The organism is Streptomyces sulfonofaciens (assembly GCF_014656295.1).
GTDB classification, from domain to species: domain Bacteria; phylum Actinomycetota; class Actinomycetes; order Streptomycetales; family Streptomycetaceae; genus Streptomyces; species Streptomyces sulfonofaciens.
The window spans coordinates 1-607 of sequence record NZ_BNCD01000092.1 but is presented as its reverse complement, the minus strand read 5'-3'; the positions used below and the strand labels follow the sequence as shown (position 1 = coordinate 607).

Sequence of the window (607 nt, the reverse complement as noted above, 5' to 3'; positions counted from 1 at the left end):
CCTCCTTCGGCATCAGCGGCACCAACGCCCACATCATCCTCGAAGCACCACCCCAACCCACAACGGACGACGAGGACACGGACGGAACCGGGCCCGGGCGGCAGACGACGGCGAACGGTGCGGGAACGGCGGGCGACGGTGCCTCCGCGGCGGGTTCACGGCTTCCGGTGGCACCGTGGGTGCTGTCTGCCAAGTCCGAGCAGGCGCTGCGCGCGCAGGCCGCCCGGCTGCGGGACCACGTGACCGCCCGGCCCGAGCTGGGCGTCGCGGACATCGCGAACGCCCTGGCCACCACGCGCGCCCACTTCGCGCACCGCGCCGCGATCAGCACGGCGGACGGCACACGGGACGGGCTCCTCACGGCCCTTGACGCACTCGCCGAGGGCCGACCGAGCCGCTCCGTCGTGCGGGGCACGGCCCCGGAGGACGGCAAGGTGGCGTTTCTGCTGTCGGGGCAGGGCAGCCAGCGGCCGGGTATGGGCCGCGAGTTGTACGAGACGTTCCCCGTGTTCGCCGCCGCGCTCGACGACGTCTGCCACCTGCTCGACGCCCAGCTCGGACGGTCACTCAAAGACATCATGTTCGCCCCGGACGGCACACCCGAGGC

General features: G+C 73.1%; 1 protein-coding gene. It reads left to right on the top strand.

Annotated elements, in window-relative coordinates:
• The coding region (locus tag IE313_RS36135) for a CurL C-terminal domain-containing protein (RefSeq protein WP_189939369.1) at window positions 1–607 on the top strand (607 nt) is incomplete at both ends.